Annotated in this window: 16 protein-coding genes and 1 tRNA gene; 11 read left to right on the top strand and 6 right to left on the bottom strand. The window is 53.1% G+C overall.

Annotated elements, in window-relative coordinates:
- Positions 1-208: 208 nt before the first annotated feature.
- Positions 209-1180 carry an octaprenyl diphosphate synthase gene (gene ispB, locus ACQG2G_RS19685; RefSeq protein WP_013098929.1) on the bottom strand — a complete coding sequence of 324 codons (972 nt, stop codon included), beginning with the start codon at positions 1178-1180 and terminating at the stop codon, positions 209-211.
- A gap of 257 nt (positions 1181-1437) precedes the next feature.
- Between ispB and rplU the strand changes: the two genes are divergently transcribed.
- The 4 genes from rplU to cgtA all read left to right on the top strand — a co-directional run bounded on the left by rplU (position 1438) and on the right by cgtA (position 4266).
- On the top strand, positions 1438-1749 hold the full coding sequence (rplU, locus tag ACQG2G_RS19680; protein ID WP_003025032.1) for a 50S ribosomal protein L21: 312 nt from the start codon (positions 1438-1440) through the stop codon (positions 1747-1749).
- 19 nt (positions 1750-1768) lie between these two features.
- Entirely contained in the window at positions 1769-2026 is a 258-nt protein-coding gene (gene rpmA / locus ACQG2G_RS19675; RefSeq protein WP_004385076.1) for a 50S ribosomal protein L27, read from the top strand.
- 96 nt (positions 2027-2122) lie between these two features.
- On the top strand, positions 2123-3097 hold the full coding sequence (locus tag ACQG2G_RS19670) for a DMT family transporter (RefSeq protein ID WP_040021935.1): 975 nt from the start codon (positions 2123-2125) through the stop codon (positions 3095-3097).
- Positions 3094-4266 carry an Obg family GTPase CgtA gene (cgtA, locus tag ACQG2G_RS19665; protein WP_013098927.1) on the top strand — a complete coding sequence of 391 codons (1173 nt, stop codon included), beginning with the start codon at positions 3094-3096 and terminating at the stop codon, positions 4264-4266. The genes ACQG2G_RS19670 and cgtA overlap by 4 nt, the downstream gene beginning before the upstream one ends.
- 38 nt (positions 4267-4304) lie before the next feature.
- Here the strand turns inward: cgtA and pmrB are convergent, their stop codons facing one another.
- From pmrB to dacB, 3 genes are read right to left on the bottom strand one after another with little or no spacing between them, the layout of a single operon-like run.
- Entirely contained in the window at positions 4305-5348 is a 1044-nt protein-coding gene (pmrB, locus tag ACQG2G_RS19660; protein ID WP_058651423.1) for a two-component system sensor histidine kinase PmrB, read from the bottom strand.
- The gene (pmrA, locus tag ACQG2G_RS19655; protein ID WP_013098925.1) at positions 5345-6007 is read right to left on the bottom strand and encodes a two-component system response regulator PmrA; all 663 of its coding nucleotides are present in this window, start codon (positions 6005-6007) and stop codon (positions 5345-5347) included. Before pmrA ends, pmrB begins: the two co-directional genes overlap by 4 nt.
- 2 nt (positions 6008-6009) lie before the next feature.
- Positions 6010-7443, bottom strand: coding sequence for a serine-type D-Ala-D-Ala carboxypeptidase (gene dacB / locus ACQG2G_RS19650; RefSeq protein ID WP_045293570.1), 1434 nt, complete (start codon positions 7441-7443; stop codon positions 6010-6012).
- Between the two features lie 227 nt (positions 7444-7670).
- On the opposite strand from dacB, the gene greA reads away from it, so the two are divergent.
- Complete coding sequence (greA, locus tag ACQG2G_RS19645) at positions 7671-8147, top strand: transcription elongation factor GreA (protein WP_013098923.1); 477 nt, start codon at positions 7671-7673, stop codon at positions 8145-8147.
- Between the two features lie 151 nt (positions 8148-8298).
- Here greA and yhbY read toward each other — a convergent pair whose 3' ends face one another.
- A complete protein-coding gene (gene yhbY / locus ACQG2G_RS19640; protein WP_014833438.1) occupies positions 8299-8592 on the bottom strand; it encodes a ribosome assembly RNA-binding protein YhbY in 294 nt (97 codons plus the stop codon).
- A 127-nt stretch (positions 8593-8719) separates the two neighbouring features.
- Here yhbY and rlmE point away from each other — a divergent pair, with 127 nt between their 5' ends.
- The 6 genes from rlmE (at position 8720) to ACQG2G_RS19610 (ending at position 14312) form a co-directional block, all read left to right on the top strand.
- Entirely contained in the window at positions 8720-9346 is a 627-nt protein-coding gene (gene rlmE / locus ACQG2G_RS19635; RefSeq protein ID WP_003861812.1) for a 23S rRNA (uridine(2552)-2'-O)-methyltransferase RlmE, read from the top strand.
- Between the two features lie 102 nt (positions 9347-9448).
- Positions 9449-11383: an ATP-dependent zinc metalloprotease FtsH gene (ftsH, locus tag ACQG2G_RS19630; protein ID WP_013098921.1), complete on the top strand. Its 1935-nt coding sequence runs from the start codon at positions 9449-9451 to the stop codon at positions 11381-11383.
- Between the two features lie 98 nt (positions 11384-11481).
- Positions 11482-12330 carry a dihydropteroate synthase gene (folP, locus tag ACQG2G_RS19625; RefSeq protein WP_020687345.1) on the top strand — a complete coding sequence of 283 codons (849 nt, stop codon included), beginning with the start codon at positions 11482-11484 and terminating at the stop codon, positions 12328-12330.
- Positions 12323-13660, top strand: a complete 1338-nt coding sequence (gene glmM / locus ACQG2G_RS19620) for a phosphoglucosamine mutase (protein ID WP_013098919.1) — start codon at positions 12323-12325, stop codon at positions 13658-13660. Before folP ends, glmM begins: the two co-directional genes overlap by 8 nt.
- A gap of 223 nt (positions 13661-13883) precedes the next feature.
- Positions 13884-14216, top strand: a complete 333-nt coding sequence (gene secG / locus ACQG2G_RS19615; RefSeq protein WP_003861803.1) for a preprotein translocase subunit SecG — start codon at positions 13884-13886, stop codon at positions 14214-14216.
- 9 nt (positions 14217-14225) lie between these two features.
- Positions 14226-14312 (top strand) — tRNA-Leu (locus tag ACQG2G_RS19610).
- 182 nt (positions 14313-14494) lie between these two features.
- Here ACQG2G_RS19610 and argG read toward each other — a convergent pair.
- A complete protein-coding gene (gene argG, locus ACQG2G_RS19605; RefSeq protein ID WP_061772785.1) occupies positions 14495-15841 on the bottom strand; it encodes an argininosuccinate synthase in 1347 nt (448 codons plus the stop codon).
- Positions 15842-16099 lie beyond the last annotated feature (258 nt).

Genomic DNA, 16099 nt, shown 5'->3' with positions numbered 1-16099 from the left:
AATCACCCACGTCATTTCTACCGAAACGACGGGGTTACTATACTCATTTTGAACACAGGCTCTAAAAAGTTCGCGTTACTTGAAGGAATATTCAGAATAAGACATGGCTTTATTCATGCGGTCTGTAAGCCGATGATTTTACGCGAATATGGAATTTATAAGAACTTATTGAAATCTCCCCGCGAAGGCCGCGGGGAGAAGCGAGAGGTTAACGATCGCGCTGTACGGCGATGTGGGCAAGGCCGATTAACGCATCGCGCCATGGGCTGTCTGGAATGACCTGCAGTGCCGCGATGGCTTTATCCGCCTCTTCTTCAGCGCGCTGACGCGTCCACTCCAGCGAGCCGCAGATGGCCATTGTTTCCAGTACCGGTTCCAGTAGATGGCGACCATTTCCCTGCTCAATCGCTTCACGGATCATTTTCGCCTGGTCAGCGGATCCGTTGTGCATGGCATGGAGCAGCGGCAGGGTCGGTTTACCTTCGTTGAGGTCATCGCCGACGTTTTTGCCGAGCGTTTCGCCATCAGCACTGTAGTCCAGCAAATCGTCAATCAGCTGGAATGCGGTCCCCAGATAACGGCCATAGTCCTGCAGCCCTTTTTCCTGCGCAGCGGTACAGCCAGCCAGAATGCCGGAACATTGCGCCGCGGCTTCAAACAGGCGCGCGGTTTTGCTGTAGATTACGCGCATGTAATTTTCTTCGGTGATGTCAGGATCGTTGACGTTCATCAGCTGCAGCACTTCGCCTTCCGCGATCACGTTAACGGCTTCAGACATCACTTCCAGCACTTTCAGAGAGCCGAGGCTGGTCATCATCTGGAAGGCACGGGTATAGATAAAGTCACCGACCAGAACGCTGGCTGCGTTGCCGAAGGCGGCGTTTGCCGTGGCTTTGCCACGACGCATGTCTGATTCATCCACAACATCATCATGCAGAAGCGTCGCAGTGTGAATAAATTCGATCAGTGCTGCGATAGTGACATGAGCCTTTCCCTGATAACCCACGGCTCTGGCGGCCAGTATGGCAATCATCGGGCGAATACGTTTACCGCCGCCGCTGACGATGTAATAGCCCAACTGATTGATTAGCTGAACATCAGAGTTGAGTTGTTCCAGGATTGCTGCATTCACACCCGCCATATCTTGCGCGGTTAACTCGTTGATTTTTTCTAAATTCATCGCAAAAGCCGGGCTTTTTATCCTGTTTATCCCATCTTTAATGGGGTAACGAAGGGTTTCGGTTTATCAATAGTATTGCTGATTGTACTGAAAAAACGGCTCAGATAAACGCTACCGTACGTGTTGTGTTTTTTTTCTTCATGTATTGATGGTAGCACTTGTCAAAGGCTCGCGTTTTGCGTAATATTCGCGCCCTATTGTGAATATTTATAGCGCACTCTGATTCATACGAGGATGTGCGCGGAAGCGGAGTTTATATGTACGCGGTTTTCCAAAGTGGTGGTAAACAACACCGAGTAAGCGAAGGTCAGACCGTTCGCCTGGAAAAGCTGGACATCGCAACTGGCGAATCTGTTGAGTTCGCAGAAGTTCTGATGATCGCAAACGGTGAAGAAGTCAAAATCGGCGTTCCTTTCGTTGATGGCGGCGTTATCAAAGCTGAAGTTGTTGCTCACGGTCGTGGCGAGAAAGTTAAAATCGTTAAGTTTCGTCGTCGTAAACACTACCGTAAGCAGCAGGGCCACCGTCAGTGGTTCACTGATGTGAAAATTACTGGCATCAGCGCCTAAGACCTGAGGAGAGATTTAAATGGCACATAAAAAGGCTGGCGGCTCCACACGTAACGGTCGCGATTCAGAAGCTAAACGCCTGGGCGTTAAGCGTTTCGGTGGCGAATCCGTTCTGGCGGGTAGCATCATCGTTCGTCAACGTGGTACCAAATTCCACGCTGGCAACAACGTAGGTTGCGGTCGTGACCACACTCTGTTTGCTAAAGCAGACGGTAAAGTGAAATTTGAAGTTAAAGGCCCGAACAACCGTAAATACATCAGCATCGTTGCTGAGTAAGGTTTTCTCGGTCCGGTAACGGATTAAAGCCCCGCAACCTGTTGCGGGGCTTTTTACATTGGAAACCCGGTAATTTTTTCTGTAGGGAAAACGGGCATGAAGCAGCAGGCCGGCATTGGAATTCTTTTGGCGCTCACAACCGCAATGTGCTGGGGTGCGCTGCCAATTGCAATGAAGCAGGTACTGGAAGTGATGGAACCGCCTACGGTGGTGTTTTATCGCTTTCTGATGGCAAGTATCGGCCTGGGGGCCATCCTTGCTGTTAAAGGCAAGCTTCCGCCCCTGCGTCTCTTCCGTAAACCGCGCTGGCTGGTATTACTGGCTATCGCGACGGGGGGACTGTTTGGTAACTTCATTCTGTTCAGTTCTTCCCTGCAATATCTCAGCCCGACGGCGTCGCAAGTGATTGGTCAACTTTCACCGGTCGGCATGATGGTTGCCAGCGTCGTTATCCTCAAGGAGAAGATGCGCGGTACGCAGATCGTCGGGGCGAGCATGCTGCTATGTGGCCTGGTAATGTTCTTCAATACCAGCCTGATAGAGATTTTTACCCGCCTGACCGATTACACCTGGGGTGTAATCTTCGGTGTGGGGGCAGCAACGGTTTGGGTGAGCTATGGCGTCGCGCAAAAGGTGTTATTGCGTCGTCTTGCCTCACAGCAGATCCTCTTTTTGCTGTACACTTTGTGTACAATGGCATTATTGCCGTTAGCGAAGCCGGGGGTGATCACCCAGCTTAGTGACTGGCAGCTGGCGTGCCTCATATTTTGTGGGCTGAATACGCTGGTCGGTTATGGCGCGCTGGCCGAAGCAATGGCGCGCTGGCAGGCAGCACAGGTGAGCGCATTGATTACGCTCACTCCGCTGTTTACGCTGTTATTTTCAGATTTGTTATCAATGGCCTGGCCCGATGTCTTCGTCAGACCGATGCTCAACCTGTTGGGCTATCTCGGTGCGTTTGTCGTGGTTGCGGGCGCGATGTATTCCGCCATTGGTCATCGTCTCTGGGGGCGTTGGCGCAAAAATGAAGCGGTCCCCGCTCAGGCGAATGATTTACGGAGAGTAAAATGAAGTTTGTTGATGAAGCGACGATCCTGGTCGTGGCAGGTGATGGCGGCAACGGTTGCGTAAGCTTCCGCCGTGAAAAATATATTCCTCGTGGTGGCCCTGACGGCGGCGACGGCGGCGACGGCGGCGACGTATGGCTGGAGGCGGATGAGAACCTCAACACGCTGATCGACTACCGTTTCGAAAAATCTTTCCGCGCTGAGCGTGGCCAGAACGGCCAGAGCCGTGACTGTACCGGTAAACGTGGTAAAGACGTCACCATCAAAGTACCGGTGGGTACGCGTGTGATCGATCAGGGTACAGGTGAGACCATGGGCGACATGACCAAACACGGTCAGCGTCTGATGGTTGCAAAAGGGGGTTGGCACGGTCTGGGCAACAGCCGTTTCAAATCTTCCGTCAACCGTACGCCGCGTCAGAAAACAATGGGTACGCCGGGCGATAAGCGCGACCTGCAGCTGGAGCTGATGCTGCTGGCCGATGTGGGGATGCTGGGAATGCCAAACGCTGGTAAATCCACGTTTATTCGCGCCGTCTCTGCCGCTAAGCCAAAAGTGGCGGACTATCCGTTTACCACGCTGGTGCCAAGCCTGGGCGTTGTCCGTATGGATAACGAGAAGAGCTTTGTGGTTGCCGATATCCCGGGTCTGATTGAAGGCGCAGCGGAAGGTGCCGGTCTGGGTATCCGCTTCCTGAAACACCTTGAGCGCTGCCGCGTACTGCTGCACCTCATCGATATCGATCCGATCGACGGGTCCGATCCGGTAGAAAATGCCCGTATCATCGTCGGCGAGCTGGAGAAATACAGCGAGAAACTGGCGAACAAACCGCGCTGGCTGGTCTTTAACAAGATTGACCTGATGGATAAAGCCGAAGCGGAAGCAAAAGCGAAAGCCATTGCTGAAGCGATGGGGTGGGAAGATAAGTACTACCTGATCTCCGCGGCAAGCCAGGTTGGCGTGAAAGATCTCTGCTGGGATGTGATGACCTTTATCATCGAGAACCCGGTTGTTCAGGCTGAAGAAGCGAAGCAGCCTGAAAAAGTCGAATTCATGTGGGATGACTACCACCGTCAACAGCTTGAAGAGCTGGAAGCGGAAGAGGAAGACGACTGGGACGACGACTGGGATGAAGACGACGAAGAAGGCGTCGAGTTCATCTACAAGCACTAATGACCCGATAAGGCCCCTGTTGATACAGGGGCTTTTTTTTATTCTAACGTTGAAGGCAGCCAGCAACTGGCAATGAGACCGCCTTCTGCGGCATTCTCCAGCGTCAGCTTTCCGTGGTGAAGCTGCACAATGCGTTGCACAATGCTCAGACCCAGGCCACTGCCACCGTAGCGCTGATCGAGACGACGGAACGGCTCGGTAATTGACTGCCGGTGTGCTTCATCAATACCGGGACCCTGATCGATTACGCTGACCCGCGTACCGCCGTCCTGTGCGGTCAATGTCACTGTGATGGTGGTCCCTGCGGGGCTGTAGCGCCCGGCATTCTCCAGCAGGTTACGCAGCATGAGTCGCAGAAGCACCGCGTCCCCCTGCACCGTTAGCGGACTTTTGGCCGGCCATATCACCGTATGTTCTTTGGCTTCATGCTCAAGGCCAAGCGGGGTGATGATATTGTCTGTCCAGTTTACCGTCTCATAGTGGCCGCTCGCCATTGCCTGCCCGGCCCGCGCCAGCATCAGCAGCTGTTCAATGGTATGCATGAGTTGATCGATACGGCTGATTAATGCTGAAGCCTGTGGCGAACCTGACTGTGCCATCAGTTCCAGATGCAACCTGATCCCGGCGAGTGGGGTTCGCAGTTCATGCGCGGCATCGGCGGTAAAGAGCCTTTCCTGTTGTATGGTGTGATCAAGCCTGGCGAGCAATTGGTTAAGAGAAGTTGTGACGGCGCCAATCTCTTCCATGTCTGAATACATGGGCAGCGGAGTGAGGTTGTCCGCCGAACGATTCGCCAGACTGGCCCGCAATTGTTTCAGCGGACGAGTTATCCAGGTGACTGCCCAGAAGGAGAAGAGCAGGGTAAAACCGACCATCACCAGGGAAGGGACCAGCAGCGAGGCAATCGCTTCGCGGATCTCTTTTTCAACGTGGTTGTTGCGTGCCTTTGCAGACAGCGTTTCATTGACCAGAAAGCCAATCTGTTCGCGGCTTTCATGCCACAGCCAAATCACGCTTATCAACTGGAAAAATAACAGGATCACCGCCAGCAAAACCATTAATCGCCGACGCATACTGTTCATTTCTGTCTCTCCAGACGATAACCCACGCCACGAACGGTTTTTATCCGGTCTTTGCCAAGTTTGCGTCGCAAATTGTGAATGTGGACTTCAAGGGTATTTGACCCCGGATCGTCCTGCCAAGAGTAGATATCCTGCTGGAGGGTTTCACGGTGTACCGTCTGCCCGCTACGCATGATCAGACGCGTAAGCAGGGCGAACTCTTTCGGTGTGACCTCAACAGGCAGAGACTGGCAGAGCACCTGCTGAGTTTGCAGATTCAGGGTAATATCACCGTCGGTCAGTAAGTTATCACTGTGCCCCTGATAGCGGCGAATTAACGCACGCACGCGCGCCTGTAGCTCTGCAAGGGCAAACGGCTTCACCAGATAATCATCCGCGCCGGAATCCAGGCCGTTGATACGATCTTCGATGGCATCGCGCGCCGTCAGGATCAACACCGGGTTGTCGACACCGCGACGCCGCCACTGGCTTAACAACGTGGCCCCGTCTTTATCCGGGAGGCCCAGATCGAGGATCACCAGACTGTATTCACCGCTCTGGATCAGGGCATCCGCCTCTGCCGCCGTGGCGGCGCAGTCGAGGGCATAGCCTTCATTGGACAGCGCCAGCGCCAGCCCTTCCTGTAATAACAGATCGTCTTCAACTATAAGTAGTTTCATCGCTAGTTATTCTGGTAGATGTCCTTATAAAGCCTGCTTTCGAAGCGCACCAGCGGGATACGGCGATTGCGCTGGTCGGCCGGTTCGACGGCATAGCCGGAAAGATACTGCACGAATGCCAGACGCTGCCCGCTGGCGGTGGTGATGAAGCCTGCAAGGTTGTAAACACCCTGCAGTGAACCTGTTTTGGCTGATACCTTACCGTCCACACCGGCCGCGTGAAGACCGGCCCGGTACTGAAGTGAACCGTCATGCCCGGCAAGTGGCAGCATCGAAATAAAGTTTAGCTCAGTGTCATGTTGTGCAATGTACTGAAGCACTTGCATCATGGTCGCCGGGGAGATCAAATTGTGACGTGATAACCCGGAACCATCGACAGCGATGGTGTTGCCCAGATCGATCCCCGCCTGCTGACGAAGGATCTGACGCACAGCGTCGGAACCCGCACGCCAGGTTCCCGGAACGCCAAAACGCGCGTGACCAATCATGCGGAACACGGTGTCGGCAATCATATTGTCAGACTTCTTCAGCATGATCCTTAGCAAATCGTGCAACGGTGCAGACTGTTTGCTGGCGACAACCGTGCCGGGTTGATTAACCTGCGTCTGGCGGAGCAGGGTACCGGTATAGGTGATCCCAGCCTGTTTCAGTTCGTCCTTGAGAATTGCGCCCGCGTAGCTTGCGCCATCCTGGATGGCGAAGGCCAGCGGGAGGGGATCGGCGCGTTGCGTCAGGCAACCGGTAAGCGTGAAGCGGTTAAGGTCGCCGGGCACCACATCGAGTTCGCAATATTGCGCATCCGGGGAGCCTTTTGCCAGCGTTCGGACCTGGCTAAACATGGTGACCGGGTAGTAAGACGCCACGCGAATAAACGCTAAATCGTCCGGTTTTGGCGCGCTGTAAAGCGAAATCGAGAAGCAGTTACGATCAACAATCGCTGCCGATGGTGGTGCGCTAAAGCACTGCGTCATGTCGTTCCACGGCCAGCCCGGCGCTTTATCGTGGCTGGCAAAGATGGAGGTGTCGATCAACACGTTACCATCGATCTTCTGCACGCCAGATTTTTTCAGCACCGCCACCATGTTGCGGATATCCTGACGTTTGAAGGTGGGGTCACCGCCAAAACGGGCAATAAGATCGCCTTTCAGCTCACCGTCTTTAACCTCTCCTTTAGTCTCAAGAGTCGTGGTAAAACGGAAGTCAGGACCAAGCTGAAGCAGGGCAGCGAGCGCAGTGATCACCTTCTGAGTACTGGCAGGCAGCGCCATTTGTTGACTGTGGTAGTCAATCTCAGGTGCCTGCGCGCCGACCTTCTGCACCATCAGAGCAAGGTTGGCCCCGGCAGGGAGCTGATTAATGTATTCATCAACATTCGCGGCCTGAACGCTGAACGTTATACTGGTAGTCAATCCGATGATAAATCTGGAAAATCGCATAATCTCGCGCTAACAACCCGAAAACAAACCGTCATACTACGGTGCATGGCACTGCAAAGTAAACGATGACCCATAGTGAACTTCGCGGTAAAATACGTATCAAATTGAAAATTGCTGCTGACCTGGGGCGTTGCTCCCGGGTCGGTTTTCTTTTTGCTTCTGGCCCGCTCATGAGGGCCGGGGCAGGGAACACTGCTCCCAACAGGAATGTTTAAGAGGTATAACAAATGCAAGCTATTCCGATGACCTTACGTGGTGCCGAAAAACTGCGCGAAGAGCTGGATTTCCTGAAATCTGTTCGTCGCCCTGAAATCATCGCCGCTATCGCGGAAGCGCGTGAGCATGGCGACCTGAAAGAGAACGCTGAATACCACGCGGCGCGTGAGCAGCAGGGTTTCTGTGAAGGGCGTATTAAAGATATCGAAGCTAAGCTGTCCAATGCGCAGGTTATCGATATCACCAAAATGCCAAACAATGGGCGTGTGATCTTTGGTTCAACCGTTAGCGTGCTGAACCTGGACACTGACGAAGAGCAGACTTACCGCATCGTGGGTGACGATGAAGCAGACTTCAAACAGAACCTGATTTCAGTGAACTCACCGATTGCTCGCGGCCTGATTGGCAAAGAGCAGGACGATGTCGTGACCATCCGTACCCCGGGTGGCGAAGTGGAATACGAAATTATTAAGGTTGAGTACCTGTAATTCGCCTCTCCACGAAGATGTTGATACATTGTAAAGAAAGGAAAAAGGCCGCATAGCGGCCTTTTATCAACTCAAGGAGCATGGCATTTTGCTCACCTGCTGACAGAAATCCCTCGTTTTACACAGAAAATGTGTTTAATTCAGGATATCCTTAGCGTGGCAGCGAGATTTTACGCTCTTTAGTTGGGCGATAGAGCACCAGCGTTTTACCGATGACCTGCACGTTACAGGCACCGGTTTCGCGCACGATGGCTTCCACGATCAAGTTCTTCGTGTCTCTGTCTTCAGAGGCAATTTTCACCTTGATCAGCTCGTGGTGTTCCAGCGCTTGTTCAATCTCGGCAAGCACCCCTTCGGTCAAACCATTGTTGCCAAGCATGACTACAGGCTTGAGCGGATGTGCCAGACCTTTAAGGTGCTGTTTTTGTTTAGTACTCAGATTCATCGTATATTTTTGCTTACGTTGGGATTGAAAACGGTTCATTCTACCGCCATCTCCCTTATATCGCCAAATAGCTGCGTAGAAATTTACGTCACAGGCAAGCAACGATGAACCAGGACGGAAATGTTAAATGACAGGTAAAAAGCGTTCTGCCAGCTCCAGCCGCTGGCTTCAGGAACACTTTAGCGATAAATATGTTCAACAGGCACAGAAAAAGGGGTTGCGTTCCCGTGCCTGGTTTAAACTTGATGAAATACAGCAAAGTGACAAACTTTTTAAGCCGGGGATGACGGTGGTTGACCTCGGTGCGGCACCTGGCGGATGGTCGCAGTATGCGGTAACGCAGATTGGCGGCACGGGCCGCATCATCGCATGCGATCTTTTACCAATGGATCCCATCGTTGGTGTCGACTTCCTTCAAGGCGACTTTCGTGATGAATTAGTGCTGAAAGCGTTACTTGATCGTGTTGGTGACAGTAAGGTCCAGGTTGTCATGTCGGATATGGCACCAAATATGTGTGGAACACCGGCGGTGGATATCCCCCGCGCCATGTATCTGGTGGAGCTAGCGTTAGAAATGTGTCGTGATGTACTAGCGCCTGGTGGTAGTTTTGTTGTGAAGGTGTTTCAGGGCGAAGGTTTCGAGGAGTATCTTAAGGAAATTCGCTCCCTGTTTGCGAAGGTTAAAGTTCGTAAGCCGGACTCTTCCCGGGCCCGTTCCCGTGAAGTGTATATTGTAGCGACCGGGCGAAAATGATAACCGGTAGATTTCAGACGAAAGTTTGAATGACACTGGATATAGAGTATCCTGACGCTGTTTTTAACACAGTTGTAATATGAGGTTAATCCCTTGAGTGACATGGCGAAAAACCTAATACTCTGGCTGGTCATTGCCGTTGTGCTGATGTCAGTATTCCAGAGCTTTGGGCCCAGCGAGTCGAATGGCCGCAAGGTGGATTATTCTACCTTCCTGCAGGAGGTCAATCAGGACCAGGTTCGCGAAGCGCGTATCAACGGACGTGAGATCAACGTTACCAAGAAAGATAGTAACCGTTACACGACTTACATCCCGGTGAACGATCCTAAGCTGCTTGATAACCTTCTGACTAAAAACGTCAAGGTGGTAGGTGAGCCGCCAGAAGAACCGAGCCTGCTGGCTTCTATCTTCATCTCCTGGTTCCCGATGCTGCTTCTTATCGGCGTCTGGATCTTCTTTATGCGCCAGATGCAGGGCGGCGGTGGCAAAGGTGCCATGTCGTTCGGTAAGAGCAAGGCGCGTATGTTGACGGAAGATCAGATCAAAACCACGTTTGCAGACGTCGCCGGTTGTGACGAAGCAAAAGAAGAGGTGGGTGAACTGGTTGAATACCTGCGCGAGCCGAGCCGTTTCCAGAAGCTGGGCGGTAAGATCCCGAAAGGCGTCCTGATGGTCGGCCCTCCGGGTACCGGTAAGACCCTGCTGGCGAAAGCCATCGCGGGTGAAGCGAAGGTACCGTTCTTTACTATTTCAGGTTCTGACTTCGTAGAAATGTTCGTGGGTGTCGGTGCATCTCGTGTGCGTGACATGTTCGAGCAGGCTAAAAAGGCAGCACCGTGCATTATCTTCATCGATGAAATCGACGCCGTAGGCCGCCAGCGTGGCGCTGGTCTGGGCGGTGGTCACGATGAACGTGAGCAGACCCTGAACCAGATGCTGGTTGAGATGGACGGCTTCGAAGGTAACGAGGGTATTATCGTTATCGCGGCAACTAACCGTCCGGACGTTCTTGACCCTGCGCTGCTGCGTCCAGGCCGTTTCGACCGTCAGGTTGTGGTCGGTCTGCCGGATGTTCGTGGTCGTGAACAGATTCTGAAAGTGCACATGCGTCGCGTACCGCTGGCGCCAGATATCGACGCGGCAATCATTGCGCGCGGTACTCCGGGCTTCTCCGGTGCGGACCTGGCTAACCTGGTCAACGAAGCTGCACTGTTTGCCGCTCGCGGTAACAAACGTGTAGTGTCGATGGTGGAATTCGAAAAAGCGAAAGACAAAATCATGATGGGTGCGGAACGTCGCTCCATGGTGATGACGGAAGCGCAAAAAGAGTCCACAGCATACCACGAAGCGGGCCACGCGATTATCGGTCGACTGGTGCCGGAACACGATCCGGTGCATAAAGTGACAATCATTCCGCGCGGTCGTGCGCTGGGTGTGACCTTCTTCCTGCCTGAAGGCGACGCGATCAGCGCCAGCCGTCAGAAGCTGGAAAGCCAGATTTCAACCCTGTACGGCGGTCGTCTGGCGGAAGAGATTATCTACGGTCCGGAACATGTTTCTACCGGTGCGTCCAACGATATTAAAGTGGCGACAAACCTGGCGCGTAACATGGTGACTCAGTGGGGCTTCTCCGACAAACTCGGTCCACTGCTCTATGCAGAGGAAGAGGGCGAAGTATTCCTGGGCCGTTCTGTGGCGAAAGCGAAACATATGTCTGATGAAACGGCTCGTATCATCGACCAGGAAGTGAAAGCGCTGATTGAACGTAACTACGGTCGCGCACGTCAGATCCTGAACGACAATATGGACATCCTGCATTCGATGAAAGATGCGCTCATGAAATATGAGACCATCGATGCTCCGCAGATTGACGACCTGATGGCTCGCCGCGAAGTGCGTCCGCCAGCAGGCTGGGAAGACCCAGGCGCTTCCAACAATTCTGACAACAATGGCACCCCGCGTGCGCCGCGTCCGGTTGATGAACCGCGTACGCCGAACCCGGGTAACACCATGTCAGAACAGTTGGGCGACAAGTAAGTCACTGCTGTTGGCGAGTGTGTCTGTACCTCAAACCCTGGAGCTTGCTCCGGGGTTTTTCTTTTTTGTTTAACCACATTAATACCAGGGATTTAGCCATGAAACTTTTCGCCCAGGACTCGCATCTCGATCTCTCACATCCGCATGTGATGGGGATCCTGAATGTTACCCCTGACTCCTTCTCAGATGGCGGAACGCATAACACGCTTATTGAGGCGGTTAAGCACGCCAATCTGATGATCAACGCGGGCGCTACCATCATTGACGTTGGCGGTGAGTCGACGCGTCCGGGGGCGGCAGAGGTTTCAGTGGAGGAAGAACTGGCGCGTGTGGTCCCGGTGGTTGAAGCCATCGCACAACGTTTTGAGGTGTGGATATCCGTGGACACGTCTAAGCCAGAGGTGATTCGTGAAGTGGCGCGAGTGGGTGCTCACATCATCAATGATATCCGCTCTCTGACCGAGCCGGGGGCGATTGAAGCGGCTGCGGAAACCGGGCTGCCGGTTTGTCTGATGCATATGCAGGGAAAACCGAAAACGATGCAGGATGCGCCTAAGTATGAGGATGTCTTTGCAGATGTGAATCGCTTCTTTATTGAGCATATTGCACGCTGTGAGCGTGCAGGTATCGCAAAAGAGAAATTGCTGCTCGACCCGGGGTTCGGTTTCGGTAAAAATCTCTCCCACAATTATGCGTTGCTTGCGCGCCTATCAGAGTTTCATCATTTCGGCCTGCCGTTGCTGGTTGGCATGTCGAGAAAGTCGATGATTGGGCAACTGCTGAATGTCGGGCCGAGTGAACGCCTGAGCGGCAGTCTGGCCTGCGCGGTGATTGCAGCAATGCAAGGCGCGCATATTATCCGTGTCCATGATGTTAAAGAAACAGTAGAAGCCATGCGTGTGGTGGAAGCCACACTGGCAGCGAAGGAAAAGAAACGCTATGAGTAATCGTAAATATTTTGGTACCGATGGTATCCGTGGGCGCGTAGGCGATGCTCCAATCACCCCTGATTTTGTGCTTAAGCTTGGCTGGGCTGCTGGCAAGGTTCTGGCACGTCATGGCTCGCGTAAGATCATCATTGGCAAAGACACCCGCATTTCCGGCTATATGCTGGAGTCCGCACTGGAAGCCGGTCTCGCCGCTGCCGGGCTTTCAGCATCCTTTACTGGCCCAATGCCAACACCTGCTGTCGCCTATCTGACGCGTACCTTCCGCGCGGAAGCCGGCATCGTGATTTCAGCCTCACATAACCCGTTCTATGATAACGGTATCAAGTTCTTCTCCATCGATGGCACCAAGCTGCCGGATGATGTGGAAGAGGCGATCGAAGCCGAAATGGAAAAAGAGATCACCTGTGTTGATTCCGCTGAGCTGGGCAAAGCAAACCGTATTGTCGATGCGGCTGGCCGTTACATTGAATTCTGCAAAGGGACCTTCCCGAACGAGCTAAGCCTGGCTCACCTCAAAATTGTGGTGGACTGTGCAAACGGCGCGACGTATCACATTGCGCCGAATGTTTTCCGCGAGCTGGGGGCGAAGGTGATCACCATTGGCTGTGAGCCTGATGGTCTGAACATTAACGAACAGGTTGGTGCGACGGATGTTCGTGCCCTGCAGGCACGCGTGCTGGCAGAAAAAGCGGACCTGGGTATTGCCCTGGACGGCGACGGCGACCGTGTGATCATGGTTGACCACGAAGGGAACAAGGTCGATGGCGACCAGATCCTCTACATTATTGCGCGTGAAGGTCTGCGTCAGGGACAGCTGCGCGGCGGTGCGGTTGGCACGCTGATGAGCAACATGGGTCTGGAGCTGGCATTGAAACAGCTGGGGATCCCGTTTGTTCGCGCGAAGGTGGGTGACCGCTACGTGCTGGAAAAACTGCAGGAGAAAGGCTGGCGCATTGGCGCTGAAAACTCCGGCCATGTGATCCTGCTTGATAAAACCACCACCGGTGACGGCATTGTGGCAGCGCTTCAGGTTGTTGCCGCGATGGCACGCAACCATATGAGCCTGCACGATCTGTGCAGCGGCATGAAAATGTTCCCGCAGATCCTTGTGAACGTGCGCTTCACCGCAGGCAAAGGCGATCCGCTGGAAAATGATAACGTCAAAGCGGTGATGGCAGACGTTGAAGCTGCGCTTGGCAACCGTGGGCGTGTTCTGCTGCGTAAGTCAGGTACTGAACCGCTGATCCGCGTAATGGTGGAAGGCGAAGACGAAGCGCAGGTGACTGAATTTGCGCACCGTATTGCAGATGCTGTAAAAGCTGCATAACTTTTCACAGTAAGTGTTTAAAAAGGCGGCGCTTGCCGCCTTAGTTTTAAGCATTTAATGGCTTTTTGCTGTTTTTTTCTGCAGTTGATACAATGCGTCAAAATTGCCCTTGCGAAGGTCATTCGCTTTGGTTAGTATTCACACCCGCTTCAGTGGGAAACAAAAATCCTGCTAATTGGTCGAAGCATTGGTATGCGGCAAATCCGCAAGGAACAGGTTGATTATGTACGAAGCTCTTTTAGTTATTTTCCTTATTGTAGCCATCGCTCTCGTAGCGCTGATTATGCTGCAGCAAGGTAAAGGCGCTGATATGGGAGCCTCCTTCGGAGCAGGCGCTTCCGGTACGCTGTTCGGTTCAAGTGGTTCTGCGAACTTCATGACCCGTACTACAGCGATTCTGGCTACGCTGTTCTTCATCATCAGCCTGGTGCTTGGCAATATCAACAGCAATAAGACCAGCAAAGGAAGCGAGTGGGAAAACCTGAGCGCGCCAGCGAAAACTGAGCAGACTCAGCCAGCTGCACCGGCTAAGCCAACCAGCGATATCCCGCAGTAAGTATTCCGTACCGAGGTGGTGGAATTGGTAGACACGCTACCTTGAGGTGGTAGTGCCCTAACGGGCTTGTGGGTTCGAGTCCCATCCTCGGTACCAATATTCCAGAAAAAAGACGTCGAAAGACGTCTTTTTTTTCGTCTGTCTTCTGTGGATTTGATCTTTTGTAGGGCGGGTAAGCGCAGCGCCACCCGCCATTGCCCGGTGGCGCTGCGCTTACCGGGCCTACGAAGGCTACAAAAAAGGCGCCTGTTGGGCGCCTTTTGGATGTCTTCTCTCGATTACTTCCTATCGCTGTGCTCCAGGTTTTCAACCTGCGGCAGGCCGTTGCCGGAACTGGCTGACAGCAGGCCATTCTCAACGTAGTTGAACAGCTTCTCACGTGTATCGGTGATATCCAGATTACGCATGGTCAGCTGGCCGATACGGTCATCAGGTGAGAACACGGATTCACCTTTTTCCATAGTCAGACGTTCTGCTTTGTAGGTCAGGTTGTCAGACACAGTGTTCAGAATGGAGTAATCATTCCCGCGACGCAGTTCAAGAGTGACTTCGCCAGTGATAGCGCTTGCCACCCAACGCTGCAGGGCATCACGCAGCATCAGTGCCTGTGGATCGAACCAGCGGCCCTGATACAGCAGTTTACCCAACTGACGGCCATGAGAGTGATACTGCTCGATGGTATCTTCGTTGTGAATGCCGGTCAGCAGACGCTCATAGGCAATATGCAGCAGCGCCATCCCCGGGGCTTCATAGATGCCACGGCTTTTCGCTTCGATGATACGGTTTTCGATCTGATCGCTCATACCCAGGCCGTGACGACCGCCGATGCGGTTCGCTTCCAGCATCAGTTCCACATCATCAGAGAAGGTCTTGCCGTTCAGGGCTACCGGGTGGCCACGCTCGAAACGCACGGTCACTTCTTCTGCCGGGATTTTGACGCTTTCATCCCAGAATTTCACGCCCATGATTGGGTTAACGATTTTCACGCTGGAGTTCAGGAACTCCAGATCTTTTGCTTCGTGCGTTGCGCCCAGCATGTTGGAGTCAGTGGAGTAGGCTTTTTCGACGGACATTTTATAGTCGAAGCCGCAGGCGATCATAAATTCAGACATTTCATGACGGCCGCCCAGCTCATCGATAAAATCGGTGTCCAGCCACGGTTTGTAAATCTGCAGCTCGGCGTTGGTCAGCAGGCCATAACGATAGAAACGTTCAATGTCGTTGCCTTTATAGGTACTGCCGTCACCCCAGATGTTCACGCCATCTTCTTTCATGGCGGCAACCAGCATGGTGCCGGTCACGGCACGGCCCAGTGGGGTGGTGTTGAAATAGGTCAGACCGCCAGTGGTATTATGGAACGCGCCACACTGGATAGCGGCAATACCTTCGGCGACCAGCTGCTTACGACAATCAATCAGACGTGCGTTCTCTGCGCCATACTCTTTAGCACGACGAGGAATGGCATCATAGTCGTCCTCATCCGGCTGACCCAGGTTCGCAGTATATGCATACGGAACCGCTCCCTTTTGGCGCATCCACAGCAGTGCAGCGCTGGTATCCAGGCCGCCTGAAAAAGCGATGCCAATACGTTGTCCTACCGGAAGATGCTTGAGAATCGTCGTCATAAAATAAAACCCTGCGTGATTGACTGATTAGAGACCGCTTTCGCTCTCGATGCATGTTTATGCAAAATAAGTGAGTATTCATTTAATCATCTTTTGTCGATGACCGGAAGAGACTCGTGCGTTTTTTGTAAAAATTTCCCTCCGTATGCCCTGGCGGAAACTGAGTTGACAGATGGGGCTCACTATCAATATACTAAATGCCGGTTTTACGTCCCGTCTTCGGTACCAAATCCCAGCATTATTTGCAAATTCTGTCCA

Source organism: Enterobacter cloacae complex sp. 382A5 (genome assembly GCF_050031095.1).
Taxonomy (GTDB): Bacteria; Pseudomonadota; Gammaproteobacteria; order Enterobacterales; family Enterobacteriaceae; genus Enterobacter; species Enterobacter cloacae.
This window is presented reverse-complemented; position numbering and strand designations above follow the sequence as displayed.

What these genes read in the sequence shown, in the direction of transcription:
- ispB (WP_013098929.1), bottom strand. Translation starts at nt 1,180, where the DNA reads ATGAATTTAGAAAAAATCAACGAGTTAACCGCGCAAGATATGGCGGGT.
- rplU (WP_003025032.1), top strand. Translation starts at nt 1,438, where the DNA reads ATGTACGCGGTTTTCCAAAGTGGTGGTAAACAACACCGAGTAAGCGAA.
- rpmA (WP_004385076.1), top strand. Translation starts at nt 1,769, where the DNA reads ATGGCACATAAAAAGGCTGGCGGCTCCACACGTAACGGTCGCGATTCA.
- ACQG2G_RS19670 (WP_040021935.1), top strand. Translation starts at nt 2,123, where the DNA reads ATGAAGCAGCAGGCCGGCATTGGAATTCTTTTGGCGCTCACAACCGCA.
- cgtA (WP_013098927.1), top strand. Translation starts at nt 3,094, where the DNA reads ATGAAGTTTGTTGATGAAGCGACGATCCTGGTCGTGGCAGGTGATGGC.
- pmrB (WP_058651423.1), bottom strand. Translation starts at nt 5,348, where the DNA reads ATGAACAGTATGCGTCGGCGATTAATGGTTTTGCTGGCGGTGATCCTG.
- pmrA (WP_013098925.1), bottom strand. Translation starts at nt 6,007, where the DNA reads ATGAAACTACTTATAGTTGAAGACGATCTGTTATTACAGGAAGGGCTG.
- dacB (WP_045293570.1), bottom strand. Translation starts at nt 7,443, where the DNA reads ATGCGATTTTCCAGATTTATCATCGGATTGACTACCAGTATAACGTTC.
- greA (WP_013098923.1), top strand. Translation starts at nt 7,671, where the DNA reads ATGCAAGCTATTCCGATGACCTTACGTGGTGCCGAAAAACTGCGCGAA.
- yhbY (WP_014833438.1), bottom strand. Translation starts at nt 8,592, where the DNA reads ATGAATCTGAGTACTAAACAAAAACAGCACCTTAAAGGTCTGGCACAT.
- rlmE (WP_003861812.1), top strand. Translation starts at nt 8,720, where the DNA reads ATGACAGGTAAAAAGCGTTCTGCCAGCTCCAGCCGCTGGCTTCAGGAA.
- ftsH (WP_013098921.1), top strand. Translation starts at nt 9,449, where the DNA reads ATGGCGAAAAACCTAATACTCTGGCTGGTCATTGCCGTTGTGCTGATG.
- folP (WP_020687345.1), top strand. Translation starts at nt 11,482, where the DNA reads ATGAAACTTTTCGCCCAGGACTCGCATCTCGATCTCTCACATCCGCAT.
- glmM (WP_013098919.1), top strand. Translation starts at nt 12,323, where the DNA reads ATGAGTAATCGTAAATATTTTGGTACCGATGGTATCCGTGGGCGCGTA.
- secG (WP_003861803.1), top strand. Translation starts at nt 13,884, where the DNA reads ATGTACGAAGCTCTTTTAGTTATTTTCCTTATTGTAGCCATCGCTCTC.
- argG (WP_061772785.1), bottom strand. Translation starts at nt 15,841, where the DNA reads ATGACGACGATTCTCAAGCATCTTCCGGTAGGACAACGTATTGGCATC.